This is a genomic window from Streptomyces sp. N35, assembly GCF_016464295.1.
Taxonomy (GTDB): domain Bacteria; phylum Actinomycetota; class Actinomycetes; order Streptomycetales; family Streptomycetaceae; genus Streptomyces.
Map to the genome: position 1 here is coordinate 79566 of NZ_JAEIMH010000022.1, position 17450 is coordinate 97015.

Sequence of the window (17450 nt, forward strand, 5' to 3'; positions counted from 1 at the left end):
GGCCCCCCCCCCCCCCCCCGCCCCCCCCGCCCCCCCGGCCCCCCTCCCCCCCCGCGGGGGGGGGCAACGGGGGGCGATCCGGGGTACTCCTGTCTGATTGGGGGCAAAGCGAAAGGAGGCCCCCATGAGTGATCAGGCGTGGACACTGGTGGTGCTCGCGGCGGTGGTGCTCGCGGTCGTGGCGGGCTTCGCCCTCGTGCTGCTCGTGCGCCTTGTGCGGACCAGGCGGCTCCTGCGCAGGGCGGGGGTTCCGGTGGAGAACACCCTCGCCTTCTGGGGCGCCCTGATCTACGTGATCTCTCCCGTGGATCTGCTGCCGGACCCGGTCTATCTGGACGACATCGGCGTGCTGCTGCTCGGGCTGCGCTCGCTGCACGCGGCCGCCGAGAGGTCAGGTCTCCGTAAGGGCGGCGGGACCGGCCTCCGTAAGGGCACCGGGACCGGTCTCCGTAAGGGCACTGTGGCGCGGGACGGCTGAGGCGGGGGCGGACCCCGGTTTCGGGTCGGGGTGGCGGTGGGGAAAAATTCAGCCACCCGCACCACCACGAACCTGCCACCGGACCGCACCGCACCACCGCACCGGACCGCACCGCACCACCGCACCGCGGCGAACCGCACCACCGCACCGCGGCGAACCGCCACCGAACCGCCCTCGAACCACCCTGGAAAGGCCGGACATGTCCGAAGACGCCACCGCCCGAGCCGCCGCCGAAGAGCAGTCGGCGTTCTCGCACCCGCCGGTGGAACCGGACGCAACGGCCGCGTACGGCGATCACCCGGACCAGATCGTCGACTTCTACGCGCCCCGGGACAACCCGCTGACCGCCCCCCTCGTCGTCGTCCTGCACGGTGGCGCCTGGCGGGCCCCGTACGACCGCAAGCACCTCACTCCCTTCGCGGACTTCCTCGCCCGGCAGGGCTTCGCCGTGGCCAATGTCGAGTACCGGCGCGGGAGTTCGATTCCCGCGCAGGGCGGCACCGGACCGGTCGCGGGGCGGTGGCCGGACACGTTCGACGATGTCGCGGCCGCCCTCGACGCCATGGCCGCCCTGGTCAAGGAGCATGTGCCGGTGGCCGATCCGAGGCGCACCGTCCTCACCGGCCACTCCGCCGGCGGTCAGCTCGCCCTCTGGGCCGCCTCGCGGCACGTTCTGCCCGAGGACTCCCCGTGGCACGCCCCGTACCCCACCCACCTGCGCGGCGTCGTGGCCCTCGCCCCGATCGCCGACTTCACGCTCTCCCGCGAGCTGAAGGTCTGCAACGACGCGGTCGTCCAACTGCTCGGCGGGGACGCCAAGTTCGATGAGCGGGCGGCCCAGGCCGACCCGGCCGTCCTGCTGCCCACCGGAATCGCCACCGTCCTCGTCCAGGGCCGCGACGACGCGGACGTGCCGTACACCGTCGCCGAGGCCTACGCCGACGCCGCCGCGAAGGCCGGCGAGGTGGTGGGCCTGACGCTGCTCGAAGGCGTCGGGCACTTCCCGCCGATCGATCCGGCGGCCGACGCCTGCGCCGTGGTCGCCGAGGAGATCGCCCAGCTCGCCTTCTGAGCGCCCGGGATCACCGGGCCCACCTTTCGGGCGCCCAAGATCGACCAGTGCGCCTTCCGGGCGCCCAACTGGCCTTTTGCCCGGGCGGCTACGATCAGGGCATGCCGCTGACGATGACCGACGTGGACCGCTTCGAGGCCGCCCGCCCCCGCCTGGAGGCCATCGCCTACCGGATGCTGGGCTCGTCGGCGGAGGCCGAGGACCTCGTACAGGAAACGTATCTGCGCTGGCAGGCGGCGGATGCCGGGCAGATCGAGGTTCCCGAGGCCTGGCTGACCAAGGTGCTCACCAACCTCTGTCTGAATCAGCTGACTTCGGCCCGTGCGCGCCGCGAGACCTACGTCGGCCAGTGGCTGCCCGAGCCCCTGCTCGAAGGTGACCCGATGCTCGGCCCGGCCGGCACCGCCGAGCAGCGCGAGTCCGTCTCGTACGCCGTGCTGACCCTGATGGAACGGCTCTCGCCCAATGAGCGTGCGGTGTACGTCCTGAAGGAGGCGTTCGCGTACGGGCATCGCGAGATCGCCGAGATCCTGGACATCAGCGAGGCGGCAAGCCAGCAGACCTTCTCCCGGGCCAAGAAGCACATCGCCGACGGCAAGGCGCGCACCGAGATCTCCGAGGCGGCGGCGAAGCGGATCGTCGAGGAGTTCCTCGCGGCCGCGACCAGCGGGCAGACCGAACCGCTGGTGAAGCTGCTCACCTCGGACGCGATCGCCGTCGGCGACGGCGGCGGGAAGATCCCGGCGAAGGCCACGCCGTTCGAAGGCGCCCTCGCGGTGGCCAAGTTCCTGCGCGGGATGTTCAAGCCGGCCGAGAGCAAGCGCCGCATGCTCGGCGGCGGCACCCCGGAGGTCTACGCGACGACGGCCAACGGCTCCCCGGCCCTCGTCATCACCGTCGAAGGACGGGTCTTCGGCGTCATGTGCCTGGAGCGGTCCGACGAGGGGATCGTCGCGGTCCGCAGCCAGGTCAACCCGGACAAGCTGCAGCGGGCCACCGAGGTCTGGGCCTCGGCCGACCGCGGAGAACCGCTGTTCCTGGCCGATTGGTAGGCCTGCTCATGGGCGGTCGGGGGGCCGCATCCGATTGTGTGACGCAGGTCACATTCTACTCCTGTCAGGAATCCGAGGGCTGCCCGGTTCAAGGGGCGTAACCGCGAAAGAGCGGACCCGGAGAGCGGCTCGGCCGCGCTAGACAGGAGCAGGAACATGACTGCTGGAAACGTCACCAAGCACCGCATCCTCGTCCTGGGCGCGGGCTACGCCGGAGCCGGTGCGGCCGGCCGTCTCGCCAAGCGGCTGCACCGCGATGACGTCGCCCTCACGCTCGTCAACGACGAGCCGGACTTCGTCGAGCGCGTCCGCAACCACCAGCTGGCCGCCGGCCAGGAGCTCAAGCACCGGCCCTTCGACGCGATGTTCGAGGGCAGCGGCATGGAGCTGAAGGTCGCGAAGGTGGCCGCCGTGGATGTGGACCGCAAGACCGTGCGGGTCGTCTCCACCGCAGGCGAGGAGGAGCTCGCGTACGACACCCTCGTCTACGCGCTCGGCAGCCGCTGGAACGACCACGGGGTTCAGGGCGCCGTCGAGCACGCCCACGAGGTGGCGAGCCGGGCCGGTGCGCTGCGGCTGCGGGCGCGCCTCGAGTCGCTCGAGCCCGGGCAGAAGGTCCTGGTCGTCGGCGGCGGGCTCACCGGGGTCGAGGCCGTGACCGAGATCGCCGAGACCTACCCCGGCCTCGATGTCGCGCTCGCCGCCCGCGGCGAGCTGGGCGACTGGCTCAGCGCCAAGGGGGCGAAGCACCTGCGCAAGGTCTTCGGCAGGCTCGGCATCACCACGTACGAGCACACCGCGGTCGCCGCCGTCGAGGCGGACCAGGTGAAGACCGCGGACGGCGAGGCCATCGCGGCCGACGTCACCGTGTGGACCACCGGCTTCGCGACCCACCCGATCGCCGAGGCCAGCGGCCTCCAGGTCACCGAAGGCGGCCAGATCGTGGTCGACGGCATGATGCGCTCGGTCTCGCACCCCGACGTGTACGCGGTCGGCGACGCCGGCTACGCGATGGGCGACACCGGCAAGCCGCTGCGGATGTCCTGCGCCACGGGCACGCCGATGGCGTGGCAGGCCGCGGACGCGATCACGGCGGAGCTGACCGGTCTCAAGCAGCCGAAGATGCCGCTGCGCTACTTCCAGCAGTGCGTCTCGCTCGGCCGCAAGGAAGGCCTGATCCAGTTCGTGACGGCCGACGACACCTCCAAGGAGCGGGTCATGACCGGCCGTACGGCGGCGGTCTACAAGGAGCTGATCTGCAAGGGCGCCGCCTGGGGCGTGGCCAACCCGGGAGCCTTGGTGTTCTCGAAGGGCCGGCGTGTGGCGGGCGAGCCGGCGGCCGCCCTGGCGACGGCCTGATGCGGTACCGGGGGGGGGCGGTCCCCCCCCGTCCTACGAGGCGGGGGCGCCCCGGTCGTTTCCACGCGGCCGGTTCTCCTGCCGCGGCCCGTTGCCACGTGGCGGCCCGTTCCCCTGCGGGGGCCCCTTGCCACGTCACCGCCCGTACCCGCGTAGTACCTGAGGCGGACCCCGGAGGATCCGGCCAGGAGGTGACGACGCCGTGACCTGGGGCGCATACCGTCATCTGCGTGAACGAGACAGCTCAGAACCCTCATGGCGCGAACCACCATGGCGTCCACACCGAGGCCCGGCTCATCCGGGGCGGTCTCGGTGCGCTGCGCGCCGACCTGTTCAGCGGCGCGTTCGCGTTCCGGCCGCTGCCACCGCTGCCGGACGGTCACCGGGCGGTCCGCCGGATACCCAAGCGGCTGCGCCCGTACGGAAAGTGGCTGCCGCACGGGCTGATCGTCCTGGCGGCCGCGTTCGTCTTCCTGCTGGGCCTCGCGGAGGGCGGCTCGTACGGCGATGACTTCGTGGGCCTGGTCCAGGGCCTGGCCGGTGCCGCTCCGGTGCTGCTCACCCTGTCCCGGCCCGTCGCGGCGTTCTGGCTGTCCATGGCCTTGAGCGTGTTCGGGGTGGTGCTCGGCGGGGTCACCTACGACGGCGCCTATCCCTGGACGGCCGCCGGATTCCTCGCCCATCTCGTCGTCATGACCCAGGTCGCCCTGCGCAGCAGGCCCCGGGTGGCGGGCGAGATGTGGCTGATCACCATGGCGTTCGGCGTCACGGTCGTCGGATACGAGGGCAACGGCGACGACTCCCTGATCGCCATGCTGGTCCTGTCCGCCTTCTCGCTCTCGGCCGCCGTGGCCTTCGGGGGCTGGAACTCGGCCAGGCAGGAAGTCGCCGTCAAGGAGGCCGAGGTGGCAGCCAAGGAGGAGGACACCCTGGCCGAACGCTCCAAGCGCACCCGCCTCGAAGAGCGCACCAACATCGCCCGCGAGCTGCACGACGTGGTCGCCCACCACATGAGCGTCGTCGCGATCCAGGCGGAGGCGGCCCCGTACCGGGTGCAGAATCCGCCGCCGGAGCTGGAGCAGGCCTTCGCCACCATCCGCGAGAACGCGGTGGCCGCGCTCACCGAACTGCGCCGCGTGCTCGGTGTCGTACGGGCGGAGGACTACGAGGCGCCGGACGCGCCCCAGCCGACGCTCGCCGACCTGGACGCGCTCGTGCGCAATGTGCGCGAGGCGGGCCTCACCGTCGACAGGACGGTCACGGGCGCCGTGCGCGACCTGCCCCCGGGCGTCGAGCTCTCCGCGTACCGGATCGTGCAGGAGGCCCTGAGCAACACGCTCCGCCACGCGCCGGGCGCCGAGGCGAAGGTCGAAGTGGCCTATGTCCTGGGCGGCTTGGGGATCAGAGTGGTCAACGGCCCGCCCACCGGCCTGATCAAGACCTCACCGGGCGCCGGACACGGCATCACGGGCATGCGGGAACGGGTGTCGATGCTGAGCGGTGTGATGACGGCGGGCGAGAGCGCGGACGGCGGCTACGAGGTGAGCGTGTTCCTGCCGGTGGCGCAGGCCGAGCCCGAAGAGGACGCGTCGTGACCATCCGCGTCGTCATCGTGGACGACCAGATGATGGTCCGCGAGGGCTTCTCCGTCCTCCTCAACGCGATGCCCGACATCGAGGTGGTCGGCGAGGCGGTCGACGGCCGCGACGCGATCGCCAAGGTGGCCGAGCTGCGCCCGGACGTCGCGCTCATGGACATCCGTATGCCGGAACTCAACGGCATCGAGGCGACACGCGAGATCGTCGCCTCGTCCGCCGATACGAAGGTCCTGGTCCTGACCACCTTCGACCTCGACGAGTACGTCTACGAGGCACTGCGCGCGGGCGCCTCGGGCTTCCTCCTGAAGGACGCCTCGGCCCGCCAACTCGCCGAAGGGGTACGGGTGGTGGCGGCCGGCGAGGCCCTCCTGGCCCCCGCCGTCACCAAGCGCCTGATCGCCGAGTTCACCAGACTGGGCAGCAGCTCAGCCCTCAAACCCCCGGCCCAGGACCAGATCGGCGACCTGACCGAACGCGAGACGGAGGTCCTGGTCCTGATCGCCCAGGGCCTCTCCAACCACGAGATCGCCTCCCACCTGGTCGTCGCGGAGTCCACCATCAAGACCCACGTCTCCCGCATCCTGGTCAAACTCGGCCTGCGCGACCGAACCCAGGCAGCGGTCTTCGCTTACGAGGCGCGGCTCGTGACCCCCGGTTAGCGCTGCTGAAACAGGTGTTGGCCCCGGGGCGCCCGGTGTTAATGTCCCGCTGTTCGTGCATGGGGGGAACGGGCCAGGGGGGCTGCTGACTTCGCGCGACGCGACGGCCGGACGGCCGCGTCCTCGCCATGCCTTCATCGCGGTTCTCGGAGGATGCATGCGAAGAATGCTCGTCACGGCGCTGGTGCCTGTGCTGGTCCTGGGGGGTGTCGGTGCGCTCGAGCTGACAACTGCACCTGCTGCGGTCGCCGTCGATGGCCAGCTGAGGGTCTGGGAGGTGCCCAAGCAGCTCTCACCCAGCGACTCCGGCACGTACGCCGAGGAAATACTGACCCTCAAGGACGGTTCCACAGTCCTTGTCTGGCAGCAGTTGCACGGCGGTGCGAGCTCGGACCTGATGGCGTCGGTGCGCACTGCCGGGAGTGAGGTGTGGGGCGCTCCGCAGGAGATTGCCCAGGTGGCGTCCGCCCACTCTCCGCAAGCCGCCGTCACCGCGGCACCCGACGGATCCGTGACCGTTGCGTGGGTGGATCGCGGCGGCAGTAACGCGGTGCGCGCCTCCACCTTGGCGGCCGGCACCTCCACTTGGTCCACGCCGGTGGAGCTCGGGCCTGTGACGGTGGAAGTGGGGGAAATTCGGCTGGCGTCAGGCCCGAATGGCCGGATCGTGGCCGTATGGACGTCGCAGGAGTATCAGTCGCGCGATGTCTACTTCGCCGAACGTGACCCGGCCGACGGGTCGTGGTCCCCGCCGACGCGATTCGGCAGCGGCGCAAAGGGCGTGAACAAGTCGCATCCAGGCGTCGGGATCACTGAGGACGGCGCCGTGTCGATCGTCTGGCAGGAGTCGAACGGCAGCTCACTCGAGCTGCAGGAGACGAGCCGCGCGGCAGGCGCTGAACAGTGGACCGAGCCGCGGACCATTTCGAGTCCCGGCAAGCGCGCCTCCGCTCCCCAGCTGGTGGTCGCACCCGATGGGGCGTTCGCGCTGGCGTGGTGGGAGCAAGGCCCGGACACCGACGCGGCTCTCCTGTTCGCGCGCCGCTCCGCCGGCAGCGCCGAATGGGGCACCCCTGAGACGGTCGTTTCCGGACGCGCGTTCGTAGGCCGGATATCCCGCCCTCTGTTCGGTCCCCAGGGGGACATCACCGTCGTGTGGGTGGACGGCGAACTGCCGGCGAACCAGGGCCTGAGAGCGGTCACCCGATCCTCCTCCGGCACCTGGGGCACGACGACGACGGTGGCCAACGGCCCGTTGAGTCTGACTTCCGACGCCGTGATCGGAGCGGACGGCACCGTGCAGGTGGGCTGGGGGCAGGACGTCGGGGACGACCAGGCCTTCACGACGGCGGCACGAGTGAACGGCGTCTGGGGTGCGCCGAAGACCCTTGCCGCCAACCCCGGCTATCAAGCCGAGGGCGTGGTCACCGTGGCCGCGAACGGTGAAGCCACCGCGGTATGGAAAGACGGCGGTCTGTGGACGTCCACCACCGACCTGGTCACCCCTGCCCCCAGTCGTGACTACGTGGGCAAGGACAAGATCGCCGACCTCTACACGGTCAAGACCACGGGCGAACTCGGCATCTACGGCGGCACCGCCAACGGCCGTGTCTCCACGCCCGCCAAGCGCGTCGCCTGGCCGACCTCCTCCACGCTGGTCCCGTTCGGCGACGTGAACGGGGACGGCTGCAACGACACCCTCGTACGCAACAGCGCCGGCGAGCTGCACTCGTACCGTGCCGTCTGCGGCGAGGTGGTCGAGCCGGGCAGCCCGTCCGCCCGGATCGGCTCCGGCTGGGGCGTGTACAACGCGTTCACCTCGCCCGGCGACCTCGACAAGGACGGCACCACCGATCTGCTGGCCCGTGAGACCTCGACGGGGCGGCTGTGGTTCTACGGCGGCGACGGCAAGGGCGCCTTCAAGCCGCGGACCCTCATAGGCGCCGGCTGGGGCCCGTACACCGTGACCGGCGCGGGCGACCTCAACGGAGACCGCATCGGTGACCTGGTGGCCAGGGACTCCGACGGAATCCTGTGGAACTACCCCGGAGACGGCCAGGGTGCCTTCGGGACGCGCGTCCGCATCGGCGGCGGCTGGAACGTCTACAAGTCGATCGTCGGTGTCGGCGACCTGACCGGCGACGGCAAGGAGGACCTGGTCGCCGCCGACGGGCAGGGTGCTCTCTGGCGGTACGACGGTCTGGGTGACGGCACCTTCAAGACCCGGTTCCAGATCGGCACCAGCGGCTGGCAGAACTTCAAGTCCCTGAGCTGACACCGGATTCGACCGAGGCGGCCCCGGACCTGCACGGTCCGGGGCCGTCCCGCTACCTTCGGGAGATGCTGCCCTTCAGCCCCGGCTCACCGGACTTCGCCGCCGACCCCTACCCCGCCTACGCCGAACTCCGCGCCGCTGGGCGGGCGTTGTGGTTCGAGGCGTCGCGGCAGTGGTTGATTCCGCGGCATGAGGATGTGTCCGCGCTGCTCAGGGACCGGAGGCTGGGGCGGACCTACCTTCACCGGTATACGCACGAGGAGTTCGGGCGGACGCCGCCCGTGCCCGAGCATGAGCCGTTTCACACGCTCAACGACAACGGGCTGCTCGATCTGGAGGCCCCGCGGCACCCCCGGATCCGGCGGCTGGTCTCCAAGGCGTTCACGCCGCGTACGGTGCAGCGGCTTCAGCCGTACGTGGAGGAGTTGGCGGCCACGCTCGTGGCGCGGATCGTCGCGAACGGCGGCGGCGATCTGGTCGAGGAGCTGGCCGAACCGCTGCCGGTGGCCGTGATCGCTCAGATGCTGGGCATCCCGGAGAGCGACCGGCATCTGCTGCGGCCCTGGTCGGCGGATATCTGCGGGATGTACGAGCTGAACCCGGACGAGGAGACGGCGCGGAAGGCCGTGACCGCGTCGGTCGAGTTCTCCGCGTATCTGCGCGAGTTGATCGCCGAGCGGCGCAAGGAGCCGGGGGAGGATCTCATCTCCGGGCTGATTGCCGCGTATGACGAAGGCGAGCGGCTGAGTGAGCAGGAGATGATCTCCACTTGCGTGCTGCTGCTCAACGCCGGGCACGAGGCGACGGTGAACACCACCGGTAACGGTTGGCTCGCGTTGTTCCGGAACCCGGAGCAGCTCGCCGCGCTGCGACAGGATCCGGCTCCCGGAAAGTTGTCCACAGCTGTGGATGAACTTCTGCGGTACGACACTCCGCTGCATCTCTTCGAGCGCTGGGTCCTCGAGGACATCGAGGTGGGTGGCGTACGGATCCCCAAGGGCTCGGAGGTCGCGCTGCTCTTCGGGTCCGCCAATCGCGATCCGGCGGTCTTCCGGGATCCGGACCGGCTCGACCTGACGCGCCGGGAGAACCCGCATGTCTCGCTGGGGGCGGGGATCCACTACTGCCTGGGCGCGCCGCTCGCCCGTATCGAACTCGCCGCGTCCTTCGGGCAGTTGCTGCGGCAGGCGCCCGCGCTGCGGCTCGCGGGGGAGCCGCAGCGCAAGGACGGGTTCGTGATCCGGGGGCTCGAGTCCCTGCCGGTGGAGATCTGAGCGAAGGGGATTGTCAGTGGGGGCCGATAGCCTTGAAAGGGCTTCGGCCCCCAGGGAGGGCGGGGACCATTCCGGGCTCAGCTCTGCATGTCCCGCCGCCGCAGCCCCGTCAGGCCCGCCACCGTGAACACCACCGCGAGCGCGAGCTGGACGAGGACCGGTGTCCACAGCATCTCGTTGCCCGGCAGCTTCGGCAGGTGCTCGAACGGGGACAGGTTCATCACCGCGGACGGCAGGTTGAGCGCCGCGCCCAGCCAGCCGAGGCCGAGCGACAGACCGGCGTACGCCCAGCCGAGCGCGGCGATCCGCGGCAGCACTCCGTACACGAGCACCGCGAACGAGCCGAGCAGCCAGACCGCCACGGTCTGCACGAGGACCGCGCCCAGGACCGGACCGAAGTCCTTGCCGTAGCCGAGGGCGAGCCCCAGGCCGCCGAGCAGCATGATCAGGGCCGCGCCGCCGAACGCGACGTACAGGTGGCCGACGGCCCACCGGATGCGGCCGACCGCGCCCGCGAGGATCGGCTCGGCGCGCTGTGAGGTCTCCTCGCCGTTGAGCCGCAGGACCGACTGGACGGCATAGAGCGCGGCGAGCATCGCCAGCATGCCGATCATCGCGGCCAGGAAGGAGTTGGTGACGCCGGCCTGGCCGCCCATGCGTTCCAGGATCTCGCGGGTGTTCTCGTTGTCGCCGACGAGATCCGCGGCGCCCTCCGTCATGGAGCCGAACATCAGCCCGGCGAGCAGGAAGCCGATGCCCCAGCCGAGCAGCGAACCGCGCTGCAGGCGCCAGGCCAGCGAAGTGGCCGTGGCGAGCCGGCCGTCGGCGGGTCCGGGGCGGGCCGGCAGGAAGCTCATGCCGACGTCGCGGCGGCCCGCGAGGTCGTACGCGACAGCGCCCTGGATCACGATCACGGCCGCGAACAGGAGCACCACCCACCAGCGTTCACCGGCGAAGGCGCGGATGTTCTCGGCCCAGCCGATGGGCGAGAGCCAGGTCAGAACGTGCGAGCCGTCGGTCGAGGCCGCGTCGCCCGCCGCCTTCAGGGCCCACGCCACACCGAGTACGGCGGCGGTCAGACCCTTCGCGAGGCGCCCGGTCTCGGTGAGTTGGGCCATCACGGCCGCCATGGTCGCGAAGACCATGCCCACCCCGCCGATCGCGAGCCCCAGCGCGAGGGCGCCCGCGGCGCCTTCGCCCGCGAGGCCGAGCGTGGTGAGCAGCGCGATCCCCGCGTTGGCGATCAGCGCCACGAGCAGCGCCGCGGTGAGCGGTGCGCGCCGCCCCACCATCGCCGAGGACAGCATCTCCTGCCGCCCGGTCTCCTCCTCCTCGCGCGTATGCCGTACGACGATCAGCAGGCTCATCACGGCGGCGAACGCGGACATGAACGCCACGTACCGCCACGAGACCAGCGCCCCGAGCGAGTCGTCGAAGACCGGCCCGTACAGGGAACGCAGGGAACTGTTCGTCGCCATCGAGGAGATGACGCTCGCCCGCTCCTCGGGAGTGCCGTACACGGCGCCGAGCGAACCCGCGGCGCTCGCCGTGGTCCCGCCGATGGCGAGCACCCACAGCGGCAGCATGATCCGGTCGCGGCGCAGAGCGAGCCGCAACAGGGCGCCGGTTCCCGCGAGATGGCGGTTGCCGCCGGTGCGTGGAGCGAAGGCGGTGTCGGCCACGGCAGTCATCGCGCCATCGCCTCTTCCGTACGGACCTCGTCCTGGTAGTGCCGCATGAACAGCTCTTCCAGGGTGGGCGGCGAGCTGGTCAGCGTCCGTACGCCGGAGTCGGTGAGCGACCTGAGCACCGCGTCGAGCTTGTCCGAGTCGACCTGGAGGCGGACCCGGTTGCCCTGGATGTCCAGGTCGTGGACGCCGGGCAGCTTGCTCAACCCGTTGGGCGGGCCCGCGAGTTCGGCCGACACGGCGGTACGGGTCAGATGGCGCAGCTCGGCGAGCGAGCCGGTCTCCACGGTTGCGCCCTTGCGGATGATCGAGACGCGGTCGCAGAGCTCCTCGACCTCGCTGAGGATGTGGCTCGACAGGAGCACGGTCCGCCCGCGGGACTGCTCCTCGCGCACGCACTCCTGGAAGACCTCCTCCATGAGCGGGTCGAGTCCCGAGGTCGGCTCGTCGAGGATCAGCAGATCGACGTCGGAGGCGAAGGCCGCGACCAGGGCGACCTTCTGCCGGTTGCCCTTGGAGTACGTACGGCCCTTCTTGGTCGGATCGAGCTCGAACCGCCCGATCAGATCCGCGCGCCTGGCCTTGTCCAGGCCGCCGCGCAACCGGCCGTACAGGTCGATGACCTCGCCGCCGCTGAGGTTGCGCCACAGGGTCACGTCTCCGGGGACGTAGGCGATACGGCGGTGCAGCTCCACGGCGTCGTTCCACGGGTCCTTGCCGAGCAGCTGGGCGGCGCCGGAGTCGGCGCGCAGGAGACCGAGCAGGACGCGGATGGTCGTGGACTTGCCGGCCCCGTTCGGGCCCAGGAAGCCGTGCACCTCGCCCCTCTCGACCTCGAGGTCGAGCCCGTCCAGTGCGTGCGTCTTGCCGAACGACTTGTGCAGTCCGGAGACGGTGATGGCCTTGGTCATGTTTTTGAACGTACGGTACTTTCAGAAATTTGTGAAGTTAAGGAAGCGTATAAACTCGGAGCCGCGCCGGTGAGCAGGGGAGATGATCGGGACATGGCCGCAGGGAACGACCGCGAGAACGGGCAGAGCGTGCGGGACGAGCGGGTGGACCGGTTCGTGGAGACCTTCGCCGCGCAGCTGGCGGAGGCGGGGATGCAGCGGATGCCCGCGCGCGTCTTCGGGGCCCTGCTGTCGTCCGAGTCGGGTGCGATGAGCTCGGCGGAGCTGAGCGAGCAGCTCAAGGTCAGCCCGGCGGCGATCTCCGGGGCGGTGCGCTATCTGTCCCAGGTGCACATGGTCTCGCGCGAGCGTGAACCCGGTTCGCGCCGTGAGCGCTACCGGGTCCACGCCTCCAGCTGGTACGAGGCGCTGACCAACCGCGACCAGGTCCTGAAGCGGTGGGAGGGCACCCTCAGGGAGGGCGTCGACAGCGTCGGCGCCGATACGCCCGCCGGCCGGCGGATGGCGGAGACGCTGGAGTTCTTCGAGTTCCTGGAGCGAGAGCTGGCGGGGCTCCTCGCCCGGTGGCGGGCGCACCGGGACGAGGTCTTCGGGACCGGGTGAGCCCTCAGCGGGACACCCCGTGGGCCGGCAGCGTCAGCGCCCACGCCCCCGGCCGCACCGTCCACGTCCGCGTGCGCACCGGACCCGCCGTCAGCGCGTCCGCCCGGTAGCGGAAGTCGGGTCCGGACACCGTGACCGTGCGGGCCCGCGCCCGCAGCGCCGGCGCCGCGGCGCCCACCCACGTGGGCCGGACCTCGATCCGGGCGAAACCTCCCCGGGAGGTCGCCACGGAGACGTCCTCGACCGGCTGGTCCAGATCGACGAGCGTCACCCCGTCCACCTCGACCCGCAGCCGCGAAGGCCCCGCCGAGGCGGCCGGAGACGGCCGTACGAGGGTGCGTACGAGCGACTGGCAGGTCCTCAGCGGCGGCGCCCACCAGGGATCAGGACCGTGCGCGGCGGCCGGCAGGGCGGGGATGCGCAGGTCGCCGAGGACCACGCCGTCGCTGTCGTCGACCAGGAGGTCGAGGTGCCGGGCCTCGCCGTCCAGGACCGCCGAGGCCGCCTCGACCGTGCCGGCCGGCACTCCGAGCGTCTGCGCGAGCCGGGTCAGCGGCCCGACGGGGATCAGCGAGAGGACCGACGAGGCGAGCTCGCGCTCCCGGTGGAGTACGGAGACCGCCCGCAGCAGCGCCCGGTCGTCGCCGACGACCACGGGTCTGCGCGAGCCCCGGCGCTGCAGCGCCCGGGCGAATTCCTCCGGACCGTCCGGGAGACAGATCTTCACCGATCCGCAGGACCGTGCGCACAGCACGTCCTTGGCGATACGGACGGACTCGCCGTCGCTGCGTCTGGCGGCGGGATCGATGACGACAAGGAGCGGCTGGTAGCCCTTCTCAGCGGGTGCAGGAGCCGACACCTCGGTCCTTCCTCAAGGTACGGGGTAGCATCTTTGTGCAAGAGCCCCTTGCGCTATTGCGCCAGGGGTTTCGTCTATTCCGGGGCACCGGTCCGACGTATGCGGTCAATGGAGTCCGCCAGGTGTACGCGGCGCGTACGCCCCTGACCTTGGACATGCCCCGCCCGGAAGGGGTGTACGCCTGTGCCCGCACTTGTGCTGCTCGGTGCTCAGTGGGGTGACGAGGGCAAGGGAAAGGCCACCGACCTGCTCGGTGGCTCAGTTGACTATGTGGTGCGTTACCAGGGCGGCAACAACGCCGGTCACACGGTTGTCGTAGGCGACCAGAAGTATGCGCTCCACCTGCTCCCCTCCGGCATCCTCTCGCCCGGATGTACCCCGGTCATCGGCAACGGTGTCGTCGTCGACCCGGCCGTCCTGCTCTCCGAGCTGAGCGGGCTGAACGACCGCGGTGTCGACACGTCCAAGCTCCTGATCAGCGGCAACGCCCACCTGATCACGCCGTACAACGTCACGGTCGACAAGGTGACGGAACGCTTCCTCGGCAAGCGGAAGATCGGCACCACCGGCCGCGGCATCGGCCCGACCTACGCCGACAAGATCAACCGCGTGGGCATCCGTGTCCAGGACCTGTACGACGAGTCGATCCTCACCCAGAAGGTCGAAGCGGCTCTCGAGGTCAAGAACCAGCTGCTCACGAAGCTCTACAACCGGCGGGCGATCGAGGCCGGCGGGATCGTCGAGGAGATGCTCCAGTACGCGGAGCAGATCAAGCCGTTCGTCGCGGACACGACGCTGATCCTGAACAACGCCATCGACGAGGGCAAGGTCGTCCTCTTCGAGGGCGGCCAGGGCACGCTCCTGGACGTGGACCACGGCACGTATCCCTTCGTCACGTCCTCGAACCCGACCGCGGGCGGCGCGTGCACGGGTGCGGGTGTCGGCCCCACGAAGATCTCGCGGGTCATCGGCATCCTGAAGGCCTACACGACCCGTGTCGGCGCCGGTCCGTTCCCGACCGAGCTCTTCGACCAGGACGGCGAGGACCTGCGCCGGATCGGCGGCGAGCGCGGTGTGACCACCGGCCGTGACCGCCGCTGCGGCTGGTTCGACGCCGTGATCGCCCGCTACGCGACCCGCGTCAACGGCCTCACGGACTTCTTCCTCACGAAGCTGGACGTGCTGACCGGCTGGGAGCAGATCCCGGTCTGCGTCGCGTACGAGATCGACGGCAAGCGCGTCGAGGAACTCCCGTACTCCCAGACGGACTTCCACCACGCGAAGCCGATCTACGAGTACCTGCCGGGCTGGTCCGAGGACATCACCAAGGCCCAGACCTTCGCGGACCTGCCGAAGAACGCGCAGGCGTACGTGAAGGCCCTGGAGGAGATGTCGGGTGCGCCGATCTCTGCGATCGGCGTGGGCCCGGGCCGGACCGAGACGATCGAGATCAACTCGTTCCTGTAGGAGCTTGATCACTCGTTGATCGTTCGCTCACTCGAAGGGGTGGGTCGCACTGGGGTGCGGCCCACCCCTTGCGTATGCCTGAGCACACTGGCGTCCTCCAGGAAGGGAGGGCAACATGACGGTTATGGCAGCGCACGTGTCCAGGGCATCCGTGATCTCGGTGGAGGAGTTCGAAAAGCTCGCGGTCTTCGTCGAGAAGGAGATCGACACCGTCAGGTTGGAGTTCATCAACGGACGGGTCGGGTTCAAGGGCATGACGGACGGCAATCACACCGAGATCATCAGGTGGCTGCAGAAGCAGTGCATGCAGTCCTCGACCGACCCATGGCTGTACGCGGGCGGGGATCTCGGGATCGAGGTGGAGACGTACCGCAAGGGGCGTGCCAAGCCGGATGCCGTTCTCGCGCCGGAGGGGTCGTTCGCCGGGCAGGGTGACTGGGCGGATGCCGGGAGCGTGCTGATGGCCGTCGAGGTCACCTCGTACGACTCGGACACCGACCGACGGGACCGCAAGGAGAAGCCCGCCGCCTACGGTGAGGCCGGGATCCCGTTCTACCTGCTGATCGACCGCGACCACGCCACCGTGACGCTGTACAGCGACCCGGACCCGGAGGGCGGCTATCGCAACGCCCGCACGGTCCGGTTCGGCGACAAGCTCACCCTCCCCGACCCCGTCGGTATCACCCTCGACACCGAGATCCTCAAGAACTACGTGCGCTGACGTCTGCGCCCTCAGCGTTGCGGCGTGGGAAACGCCACCGGACTGCGCAGCCCCGAGCGCCCCACCGCCCGCACCCCGAAGAAGACGTTGTCCTTGGACAGGTCGATCTCGTGGCGGGTCACATCGCCGACGCGTACGAGATGGGTCCACTCGGGGGCGGTCGTCTCCCGCCACACCACCTCGTAGCCCGCCAGATCCGCGTCCGTGCCGCGATCCCAGACCAGCTCGGTGGAGTTGGTGAGGTTCGTCGTCACGATGCGGGCGTTCTTCGGGGTGCCGGGCGCGTGGGCCAGGGTCCACAGAGCGGCGCCGTTGACGCGGGCCACCCGCGCGATGAACGGGAAGTCGCAGAACTCCGGCAGGTCCCCGTACTGCTTGCCCTCCTCCACTCGTACGTCCTGGTGCTGGTGCGCGAAGTCCTCGGCGGGCTCGGTGAACCGGGCGGCCGGATAACCCCGTTCGAGGAACGGGATGTGGTCCCCGCCCCGCAGATAACGATCCCGCCGGTAGATGACCCGGACGCGCATCCCGGTCGCGTCGTTGTCGGCGGTGTCCCGGACGAAGCGCGCGAGCTGCCGCGTCGAGGAGTCGTTCTCACCGCCCACCGATCGCCGCAGCGCGGCCTGTTCGGGTGTCTCGCTGCTGGGCACACCTTCGGTGAAGAGCCTGATCGTGTACGGGTCCCTGGTGCCGTCGTCGGCCTTCGAGCTGCCGACGATGTCGTTGGTGAACATGCCCTGCAGATCGGCCCCGGCGGCCTTGAACTGCCCCGCCATGTGCGCGGCCCCGTACAGCCCTTGCTCCTCACCGGCGACGGCGGCGAACACGATCGTCGCGGCGGGCCGACTGCGGGCCATCACGCGCGCCAGCTCCATCGCGACCGCGACCCCGGAGGCGTCGTCGTCGGCGCCCGGTGCGTCCGAGACGGCGTCCATGACGTCGGAGGCGCGGCTGTCGTAGTGCCCGGAGACGACGTAGACGCGGTGGGGATCCGTCGAACCCCTGAGCGTGGCAAGGACGTTGGTGATGCGGGTCGCGGTGGGGATACGGGAGGCCGGCTCCTGGACGTACGACTGCAGCTCGGCGGTCATCCGGCCGCCGGACGCGGCCGCGTACGTTCTCAGCTCGCCGAGGATCCAGTCGCGTGCGGCGCCGATCCCGCGCGCCGGATCGTCCTGGCTGGAGAGCGTGTGCCGGGTGCCGAAGGAGGCGAGCTTGCGGACGGTGGCCTCGATGCGCTTGGGATCGATCTCCCGTAAGAACGCGCGGAGTTCGCGGCCGGGGGCTTGGGCGGTGGCGGGACGGCCGGTGCCTGTGCGGCCGGTGGCGGCCCGCGCGGTCGATGCGCCGAGCGGGGGCCCCCCGCCGGGGGGGGGGGGGGGGGGGGGGGGGGGGGGGGGGGGGGGGGGGGGGGGGGGGGGGGGGGGGCCCCGG

General features: G+C 70.6%; 15 protein-coding genes. 11 read left to right on the forward strand and 4 right to left on the reverse strand.

All coding sequences use genetic code 11. The features are described from left to right. The first annotated feature begins 124 nt into the window (after positions 1–124). The 8 genes from JAO81_RS14745 to JAO81_RS14780 all read left to right on the forward strand — a co-directional run bounded on the left by JAO81_RS14745 (position 125) and on the right by JAO81_RS14780 (position 9767). Positions 125–478: a YkvA family protein gene (locus JAO81_RS14745; protein ID WP_199548295.1), complete on the forward strand. Its 354-nt coding sequence runs from the start codon at positions 125–127 to the stop codon at positions 476–478. A 199-nt stretch (positions 479–677) separates the two neighbouring features. Then, positions 678–1550, forward strand: coding sequence for a S9 family peptidase (locus JAO81_RS14750; protein WP_199548296.1), 873 nt, complete (start codon positions 678–680; stop codon positions 1548–1550). Between the two features lie 101 nt (positions 1551–1651). Further along, the gene (locus JAO81_RS14755; RefSeq protein WP_199548297.1) at positions 1652–2602 is read left to right on the forward strand and encodes an RNA polymerase sigma-70 factor; all 951 of its coding nucleotides are present in this window, start codon (positions 1652–1654) and stop codon (positions 2600–2602) included. A gap of 156 nt (positions 2603–2758) precedes the next feature. Further along, positions 2759–3961, forward strand: a complete 1203-nt coding sequence (locus JAO81_RS14760) for an NAD(P)/FAD-dependent oxidoreductase (RefSeq protein WP_199548298.1) — start codon at positions 2759–2761, stop codon at positions 3959–3961. 230 nt (positions 3962–4191) lie between these two features. Then, positions 4192–5556: a histidine kinase gene (locus JAO81_RS14765; RefSeq protein WP_199548299.1), complete on the forward strand. Its 1365-nt coding sequence runs from the start codon at positions 4192–4194 to the stop codon at positions 5554–5556. Beyond that, positions 5553–6218, forward strand: coding sequence for a response regulator transcription factor (locus tag JAO81_RS14770; protein WP_199548300.1), 666 nt, complete (start codon positions 5553–5555; stop codon positions 6216–6218). Before JAO81_RS14765 ends, JAO81_RS14770 begins: the two co-directional genes overlap by 4 nt. Positions 6219–6375: 157 nt before the next feature. After that, the gene (locus tag JAO81_RS14775) at positions 6376–8493 is read left to right on the forward strand and encodes a VCBS repeat-containing protein (protein WP_199548301.1); all 2118 of its coding nucleotides are present in this window, start codon (positions 6376–6378) and stop codon (positions 8491–8493) included. Between the two features lie 65 nt (positions 8494–8558). Further along, complete coding sequence (locus JAO81_RS14780; RefSeq protein ID WP_199548302.1) at positions 8559–9767, forward strand: cytochrome P450; 1209 nt, start codon at positions 8559–8561, stop codon at positions 9765–9767. Positions 9768–9844: 77 nt separating this feature from the next. Here the strand turns inward: JAO81_RS14780 and JAO81_RS14785 are convergent, their stop codons facing one another. Together JAO81_RS14785 and JAO81_RS14790 are read right to left on the reverse strand one after the other, a co-directional pair. Next, positions 9845–11458 (reverse strand): ABC transporter permease, encoded by a 1614-nt coding sequence (locus JAO81_RS14785; protein WP_199548303.1) that lies wholly within the window; start codon positions 11456–11458, stop codon positions 9845–9847. Then, the gene (locus JAO81_RS14790) at positions 11455–12366 is read right to left on the reverse strand and encodes an ABC transporter ATP-binding protein (protein ID WP_199548304.1); all 912 of its coding nucleotides are present in this window, start codon (positions 12364–12366) and stop codon (positions 11455–11457) included. Before JAO81_RS14790 ends, JAO81_RS14785 begins: the two co-directional genes overlap by 4 nt. A gap of 93 nt (positions 12367–12459) precedes the next feature. Between JAO81_RS14790 and JAO81_RS14795 the strand changes: the two genes are divergently transcribed. Next, positions 12460–12969, forward strand: coding sequence for a GbsR/MarR family transcriptional regulator (locus tag JAO81_RS14795; RefSeq protein WP_199548305.1), 510 nt, complete (start codon positions 12460–12462; stop codon positions 12967–12969). 4 nt (positions 12970–12973) lie between these two features. Here the strand turns inward: JAO81_RS14795 and JAO81_RS14800 are convergent, their stop codons facing one another. Then, on the reverse strand, positions 12974–13828 hold the full coding sequence (locus tag JAO81_RS14800) for a diacylglycerol kinase (protein WP_199548306.1): 855 nt from the start codon (positions 13826–13828) through the stop codon (positions 12974–12976). 183 nt (positions 13829–14011) lie between these two features. Here JAO81_RS14800 and JAO81_RS14805 point away from each other — a divergent pair, with 183 nt between their 5' ends. Continuing rightward, positions 14012–15295, forward strand: coding sequence for an adenylosuccinate synthase (locus JAO81_RS14805; RefSeq protein WP_199548307.1), 1284 nt, complete (start codon positions 14012–14014; stop codon positions 15293–15295). A 115-nt stretch (positions 15296–15410) separates the two neighbouring features. Further along, positions 15411–16016, forward strand: a complete 606-nt coding sequence (locus tag JAO81_RS14810; protein WP_199548308.1) for a Uma2 family endonuclease — start codon at positions 15411–15413, stop codon at positions 16014–16016. Positions 16017–16027: 11 nt separating this feature from the next. Here JAO81_RS14810 and JAO81_RS14815 read toward each other — a convergent pair. Then, the coding region (locus JAO81_RS14815) for a M28 family metallopeptidase (RefSeq protein ID WP_233415367.1) at positions 16028–17450 on the reverse strand (1423 nt) is incomplete at its 5' end.

Coding starts and splice junctions, on each gene's coding strand:
- JAO81_RS14745 (WP_199548295.1), top strand. CDS start 125: ATGAGTGATCAGGCGTGGACACTGGTGGTGCTCGCGGCGGTGGTGCTC.
- JAO81_RS14750 (WP_199548296.1), top strand. CDS start 678: ATGTCCGAAGACGCCACCGCCCGAGCCGCCGCCGAAGAGCAGTCGGCG.
- JAO81_RS14755 (WP_199548297.1), top strand. CDS start 1,652: ATGCCGCTGACGATGACCGACGTGGACCGCTTCGAGGCCGCCCGCCCC.
- JAO81_RS14760 (WP_199548298.1), top strand. CDS start 2,759: ATGACTGCTGGAAACGTCACCAAGCACCGCATCCTCGTCCTGGGCGCG.
- JAO81_RS14775 (WP_199548301.1), top strand. CDS start 6,376: ATGCGAAGAATGCTCGTCACGGCGCTGGTGCCTGTGCTGGTCCTGGGG.
- JAO81_RS14780 (WP_199548302.1), top strand. CDS start 8,559: ATGCTGCCCTTCAGCCCCGGCTCACCGGACTTCGCCGCCGACCCCTAC.
- JAO81_RS14785 (WP_199548303.1), bottom strand. CDS start 11,458: ATGACTGCCGTGGCCGACACCGCCTTCGCTCCACGCACCGGCGGCAAC.
- JAO81_RS14790 (WP_199548304.1), bottom strand. CDS start 12,366: ATGACCAAGGCCATCACCGTCTCCGGACTGCACAAGTCGTTCGGCAAG.
- JAO81_RS14795 (WP_199548305.1), top strand. CDS start 12,460: ATGGCCGCAGGGAACGACCGCGAGAACGGGCAGAGCGTGCGGGACGAG.
- JAO81_RS14810 (WP_199548308.1), top strand. CDS start 15,411: ATGACGGTTATGGCAGCGCACGTGTCCAGGGCATCCGTGATCTCGGTG.